Annotated in this window: 8 protein-coding genes; 3 read left to right on the top strand and 5 right to left on the bottom strand. The window is 36.4% G+C overall.

Annotated features, from left to right (window positions below; translation table 11 throughout):
* The coding region (locus V7164_RS11465; protein WP_335354124.1) for a VOC family protein at positions 1-792 on the bottom strand (792 nt) is incomplete at its 3' end.
* Positions 793-1,052: 260 nt separating this feature from the next.
* Between V7164_RS11465 and V7164_RS11460 the strand changes: the two genes are divergently transcribed.
* On the top strand, positions 1,053-1,490 hold the full coding sequence (locus V7164_RS11460; RefSeq protein ID WP_335344742.1) for an Rrf2 family transcriptional regulator: 438 nt from the start codon (positions 1,053-1,055) through the stop codon (positions 1,488-1,490).
* A gap of 510 nt (positions 1,491-2,000) precedes the next feature.
* Positions 2,001-2,708, top strand: a complete 708-nt coding sequence (gene rluF / locus V7164_RS11455) for a 23S rRNA pseudouridine(2604) synthase RluF (protein ID WP_335344741.1) — start codon at positions 2,001-2,003, stop codon at positions 2,706-2,708.
* A gap of 232 nt (positions 2,709-2,940) precedes the next feature.
* Here the strand turns inward: rluF and V7164_RS11450 are convergent, their stop codons facing one another.
* The 4 genes from V7164_RS11450 to V7164_RS11435 all read right to left on the bottom strand — a co-directional run bounded on the left by V7164_RS11450 (position 2,941) and on the right by V7164_RS11435 (position 5,378).
* A complete protein-coding gene (locus V7164_RS11450) occupies positions 2,941-3,195 on the bottom strand; it encodes a zinc ribbon domain-containing protein (RefSeq protein WP_335344740.1) in 255 nt (84 codons plus the stop codon).
* A 25-nt stretch (positions 3,196-3,220) separates the two neighbouring features.
* A complete protein-coding gene (locus V7164_RS11445; RefSeq protein ID WP_335344739.1) occupies positions 3,221-3,847 on the bottom strand; it encodes a hypothetical protein in 627 nt (208 codons plus the stop codon).
* 77 nt (positions 3,848-3,924) lie between these two features.
* Positions 3,925-4,239 (bottom strand): helix-turn-helix transcriptional regulator, encoded by a 315-nt coding sequence (locus V7164_RS11440; RefSeq protein WP_335344748.1) that lies wholly within the window; start codon positions 4,237-4,239, stop codon positions 3,925-3,927.
* A gap of 248 nt (positions 4,240-4,487) precedes the next feature.
* Entirely contained in the window at positions 4,488-5,378 is an 891-nt protein-coding gene (locus V7164_RS11435) for an SDR family oxidoreductase (RefSeq protein ID WP_335344738.1), read from the bottom strand.
* A 220-nt stretch (positions 5,379-5,598) separates the two neighbouring features.
* Between V7164_RS11435 and V7164_RS11430 the strand changes: the two genes are divergently transcribed.
* The gene (locus V7164_RS11430) at positions 5,599-7,527 is read left to right on the top strand and encodes an electron transport protein (protein WP_438824715.1); all 1,929 of its coding nucleotides are present in this window, start codon (positions 5,599-5,601) and stop codon (positions 7,525-7,527) included.
* The last annotated feature ends 280 nt before the right edge of the window (positions 7,528-7,807 follow it).

The raw sequence follows: 7,807 nt of genomic DNA, 5'->3' as shown, positions 1-7,807 counted from the left end.
TTCTGGTGGATTAGGTAATCCCTTCCCAGCCCAAGTGTTCATCCCGATATGATGATGATAGTCATCTTTGGAAACAAATAACATCTGAGAATCCTTAGATACCACATCAAATCCTAATGCATCCACATAGAATTTTTCTGAGTCCTTTATATTAGATACTTGTAAATGCATATGACCTAGTCTTGTTTCACTAGATAATCCTTCCCATTTGTCTGCTTTTATTTCAGACAGTAAGTTATTAATATCTAGCGGATAAGTTCCTCCGACATATCCACCTTTTTCATCTTCTAACCAAAGGTCCGGATCTGTATCCACATAAATTTCTATTCCATTATTATCAGGATCTGCAAGGTAAATGGCTTCACTGTATTGATGATCGGAAACCCCTTGAAGTGGATATTCAGATTCTATTAAATATTTTAATACCAAAGCCAGTTCTTCCCTATTTGGCACTAAAATAGCAAAATGAAACAAACCAGTTGTTCTAAATGGACGCTCCACAAACGAGTTCTCTTCAATTAATGTTAAAATTGGCGTTGTTCCATCTGTTGTTAATTCAGCAGTCCTTTCGTTCCTTTCTAACAATTTGAAACCAATTATCTCTTGATAAAAGCGTAATGAGTTATCTAAATCAGAAACCGATAATTCCACGTAACCAAGTCTAGGCTCCATTTCTCCGGTATAATTTAATTGTTTAGCATCCCTTTCCCAAGGCTTAAGTGTTACAAGTACTAAAACTATCACTGTTAGTACAACAATGGATAACCAAATAATATTCTTTTTAATAAGCATTTCTTAACCCTCTCTATATCTCTTTCCATTCCGTTAGAAATTCTATGAAAACCCTTATTTTATTGCTCTTCTATAAGAATTAATCAGCCTGTAATTGAATTAATTACATGTAACTATTATATTTACATGATTTTCTGCTGTCAACAAAAGCAGTTTTAATCTATACGTTTTTTAGGATATAATAAGCTTGTAATCAAATTAATTACATGATGGATTCCTTAAGTTATTTGTTTTAAAATAAAGAAGGAAGGTGACTTAAAATGTCCATCAGTAGCCGATTATCCGTTGGAATTCATATAATGGCTCTAATTGAAATAAATAAAAATGGAGTGAGCTCATCTCAATTTTTAGCGGAGAGTGTTAACACGAACCCAGCAGTGATTAGAAAAATTATGGGGATGCTAAAAAAAGCCGGGTTAATAGAAGTACATCCTGGTATCGCGGGAGCTAAACTAGCAAAGGAACTATCTGACATAACAATGCTTGACGTCTATAAGGCAGTTAATGTTGTGCAAGATAAAGAGTTATTCAGCTTACATGAAAATCCAAATCCAGAATGTCCCGTAGGCAGGAACATCCAAAATACAATAGAACCATTATTTTCAGCTGCGCAATTAGCTATGGAGAAAGTTTTGGAGAATGTAAACTTAGAGAGTGTTGTGAGGGATATTGTCAATAAAGAGAATATAAACTGTTGATAAAAGGCATTCTAAAAGGAATGTCTTTAATATGTTGTTCAAGATAATGGCCAAAACAAAAATTAGCGTGTCTCTCATTTGAGAGAGATGATTGAAATCTAAAATCCTTATTTACTTATAATACGGTTCCCAATAATGTTTAAAAAAGCCCTGTAGTTTTTCTACAGAGTTTTCGAAAAAGCAAACTCAGATTTCATTCATCATTTCTTATAATATTCTACTCTACTTCAATCGTAATCACTTCTCCATTAGAATGAATTTCAGAGAGATCCACACCATTTGGAATCGTCCATGATTTCACACGTTCAGCGCCTCTAATTTCTTTAATTTTGTTCGTTTGAAGGCGGACTTCTTGAACCTCTTCTCCACTGAAATCAATGTCCGCATTAAGTAGTAGCCTTTTTGAAACAAACTTTTATTTGTTTATCTGAATAAGGGTGTAATTTATTCTTAAAATAAAGTATAGTTAATTGTCTAATAAGATAAGCCTCTGATTAAGGATGTGTCAACATGCGTATTAATAAATTTATAAGCGATTCTGGAGTAGCATCTAGGCGGGGAGCAGATAAATTAATTACCGATGGAAGAGTTATGATAAATGGTAAACGTGCAACAATAGGCAGCCAAGTTAATCCCGGGGATGACGTTCTTGTAAATGGTAATCTAATCCGAGTAGCAAGGAACAATGTCTATATTGCCTTAAATAAACCTGTCGGCATTACGAGTACAACCGAAAAAGGTGTAAAGGGAAATATTGTTGATTTGGTCAACCATCCATTAAGAATATTTAATATTGGGCGCCTGGATAAAGATTCAGAGGGCTTAATACTTCTTACGAACGATGGCGACATTGTTAACGAAATTCTGCGTTCAGAAGGTAAGCATGAGAAGGAATATATTGTTTCTGTGGACAAGCCCATTACTCCTGAGTTCTTGAAGAAGATGTCAGAGGGAGTCAAAATATTAGGGACAAAAACACTTCCTTGTAAAGTAACCCAATTATCTAAATTTGATTTTCAAATCATTTTAACACAGGGCCTTAATCGTCAAATTCGCCGCATGTGTGCTGAATTGGGATACGATGTTTACAGGTTGCAAAGAATCCGAATCATGAATATTCATTTAGGCAATCTTCCTCCTGGACAATGGAGAGACTTATCCAAAAAAGAGCGAACTCAATTATTTAGAGAATTAAACTATGAGCCAAGAGAATGGTAAAAACTGCGGAAGATAAAATTTAGATAGAATCATAATTGGTTTATTGTATAGCCAAATGGACAATCAAAAATAATAAATCTTAGTGCTTCTTTCCCAGAAGGAAGCACTAAGAAGATATGCAAGCGGTCAATCTATCCCCTTAAGAACCTCATTTACTTATGATACGATTCACCGTAATATAAAAAAATGAGGTAAGCATTACATAATCCTCTTTCAACTTAGATTGTAATGTCTATTTCCACCTCTCCAATTTATGAAGATTTTTTACAAACATTCCTGCCAATAACTTCGGAAAACCCATTTCGATGCATTTATCTTTTACAAATTGTTTCATTTCATCTACAGAAATGTCCTTTTGCGTGAATTCCCCTTCTTGATAACAATGCATACAGTACATAGAACTTTTATCTAAATTCTTCTCCGTACCACGATCTTCAATTTTTTTTAATGGCATAGCACAGCTTTGGCACTTTTTATATTCTTTCATTCTATCACCTCAAATTGTACTTCAATTAAGCTTCTAATGTTTTATAAATTTTTTTGACTCTTTTTAGTTGAGGAGCTGTTAGGTATTTTTCTCTTTTTCGTAACACATTCAATAATTCCTCTTTATTTTCATCTGTTACGGCTAAAAGCGTGCTTTCCGAGTGTTGAGGAATTTCCTTTGGTCTGCAATTCTCAAGGTGATGGAGTAAGAAAGGAAAAATCACATCATTGTTTTCCTTACTGACGGCTGCTAGCTTCGCAAGAGTTAGGACACCCTTATCAATTGTAATAACCGAACCGATTTCCATCGCACTATTTAATGTGTCAAGATGAGCCATAATAGTTTCTGATGCTACCTCAGCAATCGTTGCTAATGCCGTCATTCCACCCCACACCAAACGATTATTACGGCTTTTTAACAACTCTATAAAAGTTAGAGCATATTTACTAATGAGTTCTGGTTTAACTTGTCCAATTTCGTACGCTACTTTAATACAATCGTATTGAATCTTTTTATCTTTGCTAGATAAGTTTTCAATTATTTCTTCTATGCCTGCATGATTTTCTTCATTAGCTAATTCATGTGCCAGCTCAATATTTGGCACTTCATCATCGCGACTGAGTTGAGAAGCTAACAGGTTCACTACTGACATGATTATCCCTCATTTCAAATTTAATTCTTTTGTACATACATTATCACATTTAATCTGACACCATTATTTCGCATATGCTAATATTTATCGCAAATTTTCTTTGCTCTTTCTTTTATAATTTCCCTGATATGTTGTGGATTAAGTACTTCAACCTGATCCCCTAGACTTAAAATCATACGATAAACCCACTCATCCTCTGGCAAAGTTTCAGTCAAATAAATCCACCCGTCATCACTGAATTCCAAATCATCAAATTCAAAATAATCCTCTAACTCATTTAAGGCATGATGAGTGAACTTCAGACTCACAGGGACCATTTCACGATCGTGCTGATAAAAGTTATACTTCCTAGCATGTTCTCTTTGTTCTATATCTTGGTTTGTGAGTTTTATGTGTCTTATTTGACCTCTAGATGGCTTTTCTGCTCCTCGTCCAAATTTGAACTTATTTCCTTCTTTACTTATTATATAAGCTGCGTATAAATCATCTAATCCAAAGCTATCATTAACAATTTGCGTAAAAATGCTACCGCCAGACGAACTAAAATTAGCAAATTGTAAAAAATTAGAATCTTTTTATATTTAACATCTTTCAGTAATTAAAACAAGGGGCTAAAATCATTAGATGGAGGTTTCACTTTTTATCCATTTATAATAATTCCACCGTTTACATGAAGAATTTGTCCTGTTACATATGAGGAGTCGTCTGACGCCAAATAAACATAAGCAGGTGCCAGTTCAAAAGGTTGTGCAGCACGTTTCATTGGAGTGTCACTTCCAAATGTTGCATAAGTTTCTGGTGGACCACTTGAAGGGATAAGGGGGGTCCATACAGGTCCTGGAGCAACGCCATTGACCCGGATTCCTTGATTAATGGCGGATAATGCTAACGAGCGGGTGAATGAAACGATTGCTCCCTTGGAAGCAGCATAATCGATAGCGTATCCAAGTCCGGTGTATGCAGCGATTGAGGTTGTATTGATAACGGAGCTTCCTTTTTTAAGATAGGGAATAGCTGCTTGTGTAAGATAAAAATATGAAAAAATGTTTGTTTGAAAAGTACGTTTAAGCTGCATTACTGATATGTCGCTGATGCTTGCTTGTGAATGTGCTTCCCCTGCATTATTGACCAGGATTTCAAGATGGCCAAATGCTTCAATTGTCTTCTGAACGACATAATGACAAAACTCCTCATCCCCAATATCTCCTGCGATTGTCAAGCATTGTCTTCCCAATTGGTTAACTCTGTCTTTTGTTTCGAATGCATCCCCATGCTCATTTAAATAAACAATAACAACATCCGCACCCTCTTTTGCAAAAGCAATGGCGACAGCCCGGCCGATACCGCTGTCTCCTCCAGTTATGATGGCAGCTTTATTCAATAGTTTGTTACTTCCAGTATAATAAGGATTTTCGGAGATAGGTCTTGGAATCATCAAAGATTCAATACCTGGCTGCTGGGGCTGGAATTGTGGGGGAAATGTAACAGGTACTGTTTCGCACTTTTTTACATACCCAAAATGCTGATACATAATAAAGCCTCCTTTGGTTATGTGTTATATAGCATATTCTTAAAAAGATTATAGGTGAATGCCTAAGTCTTACTGTTTTTGAACTTTTGATTCAATACTAAGGTTGAATAGAAACAGTGATTCGATAAGGTATATTTTTCTTGAATAGGTGGAAATTAAAGATGGCTTTTAGCAATTAATTTCCATAGAGGAGGCAGTTGGGGTGAAAACAAAAAAATGGATGTTATGCTTAGGTGCCATTCTAGCGTTCATTTTAGCTTTAAATAAACCGGTATATGCTTTTATTCCTTCTAAAGATCAAATTGTAAAACCTGATAAGGTAACATGGCAGAAGGACCAAGATCAACCTGCTTTTGACCTCTGGGGAAAAACCTTCTCACGTAAAGAGGCCCATGATTTAATGCAAACAGCAAAGGGAAGAGAACTATTATCTCTTAAGAATGGTGCTGTAAAAATTGATCAAGCTCTATTAGATTTAGGTAGAAAGTCATTTTACGTAGAAACATTTGGAAATGAAGTTTTTTTATCTGATATTCTTGGTGCTTTTAACGGTCCGCTCACAATTGAAAATTTTCAGAAAGCAATAAAAGAGTTAAACGGTAAGGGAACAACGAATTTACAGGTCGAATTAGCAGAAACAGTAACAATCGGGGGGAAAACATACAAAAAAGGAACAAAAGTGGATACCGGATTTGATGTGGTAAAAGGTTCTAACAAAGTTCTTGGTTTGCCGATTGTAAGATCAGAGGAAAAGTTAAAAGTAGGACTTAGCTGTGCAGCATGCCATGCCACTGTTGATCCTATTAATCACAAAGTAATCGAAGGGGCTGTTAATACGGATGCTAATTTCGGGCTTCTTCTTGCTTTAGGTACTAACACAACAGCTTACTTTGCACGTACTGAAATTGCATCTTTAAAGGATTATATAAAAAACTTAGAGAAAACGGTTGTAACTAGTGAAGGGAAAAAGGAACCCTTACCGGATTCCAAAGCGTTGGAGGCGGCTGTTGACGAAAGTGTAATCAAATGGCCAAAGGGAAACTTTGATATTACCAGTGATTTTGTTAGTAATCCCACTCAGATTCCGGATTCGTTCACTTTAGGGGATCATCCTTACAGCTGGAGTGGCTTTGCAATGGCTGGACCGTTTAAAGGGTTAAGTACGTTAAATAATGCTGTTCATGCCCAAGGTTCTGATTTGACGACAATTGCCGAAGCCAGTCGAGCTCTTTTTGGAATCGACAAAGAGGTGTATTTAGGAACTATTTTGCAGAAAGCGGCGAATCCTAAATATCGGTTTGATCCGGCTAAAGGGAAAAAGCCTTCAGAATTTTTTGCACAAATCGATCCTAACCCGGATGCTCCTGGCGTAAACAAAGCGATTAAATTACCAACCTATCCGAGGTCTTCACTTATATCACCGAATGGGCTGATCGTCAGTTCGCCAGGAACGAATGTCGGGGAACAAAACAACGGAATGTCAGCGTTTCAAAATACCCTGGTTCCTCCGAAAACACCGATTAAGATAACAGATGAGGAAAAGCAATTAGGCAAACAGGTATTTGCACGTGGGTCCTGTATATCGTGTCATGCAGGAAGTTTTTATACCAATAATCAAATAATAGCAGTGGAAAAAATCGGTACGGAACCAACGCGAGCGATTGGTCTAAGAAAAGTTGGCGAGTTTTTGACAGACCCCGTTATATATTCACCTGATACACCTGTGCCTGTACCAAAAAGCGCACTATTGTTAAAAGTTCCGACTCAAGGATTAGACCCTGGGCAAATTAATCTTGCATTTGGAATTGGAAATACAATGGGGGGCTACAAGGTCCCTAGTCTTATTGGCCTTTATTGGTCTGCGCCATATCTCCATGACGGTGGTGTCGCAGTTGGAGCAAACACTAAAAGTCAATTAGGAATAGAAGGTACATTAAATAATAGTATTTTACCTGATCCGTATAACAGTTTACGCGCATTAGTTGACAAAAACTTGAGAACTCAAGTCATAAAAGCCAATCAATCTGCAGAAAGCCTAAGGAAATCAAATGTAACAGGGGAAGGGCATGAATATTGGGTAGATGCTTCAACAGGTTTTTCTCAACAAGAACAAGATGCTTTGATAAAGTATTTGCTAACATTGAAATAACCCTCTTAAAGACAGGCAGTTATAATCAACGCCTGTCTTTAAGATGATGTAATTATTTTATTGGATAATTAAGGTTCTCCCAAACGCATCTAATTGAGGTTCCAACAAAAAGAATGCTAAGATCAAAGCACCCAAGACCCATCTCACATCTTTTTCAATAAGAACTCTTATCCTTAATTAAGTAACCAACGAAAGTAATATAAGCGAGATTCTCCGGTTAAATACAGAACGGAGCTCGTTTCGGCGTATATAAGGGAAGGTTTTCCGACTATACAAAGCA

Source organism: Bacillus sp. JJ1474 (assembly GCF_036965225.1).
Classification (GTDB): Bacteria; Bacillota; Bacilli; order Bacillales; family Cytobacillaceae; genus Cytobacillus.
This window is presented reverse-complemented; position numbering and strand designations above follow the sequence as displayed.

Bases quoted from the DNA above. Each gene is read 5' to 3' on its own strand.
- V7164_RS11460 (WP_335344742.1), top strand. From the start codon at position 1,053: ATGTCCATCAGTAGCCGATTATCCGTTGGAATTCATATAATGGCTCTA.
- rluF (WP_335344741.1), top strand. From the start codon at position 2,001: ATGCGTATTAATAAATTTATAAGCGATTCTGGAGTAGCATCTAGGCGG.
- V7164_RS11450 (WP_335344740.1), bottom strand. From the start codon at position 3,195: ATGAAAGAATATAAAAAGTGCCAAAGCTGTGCTATGCCATTAAAAAAA.
- V7164_RS11445 (WP_335344739.1), bottom strand. From the start codon at position 3,847: ATGTCAGTAGTGAACCTGTTAGCTTCTCAACTCAGTCGCGATGATGAA.
- V7164_RS11435 (WP_335344738.1), bottom strand. From the start codon at position 5,378: ATGTATCAGCATTTTGGGTATGTAAAAAAGTGCGAAACAGTACCTGTT.
- V7164_RS11430 (WP_438824715.1), top strand. From the start codon at position 5,599: ATGTTATGCTTAGGTGCCATTCTAGCGTTCATTTTAGCTTTAAATAAA.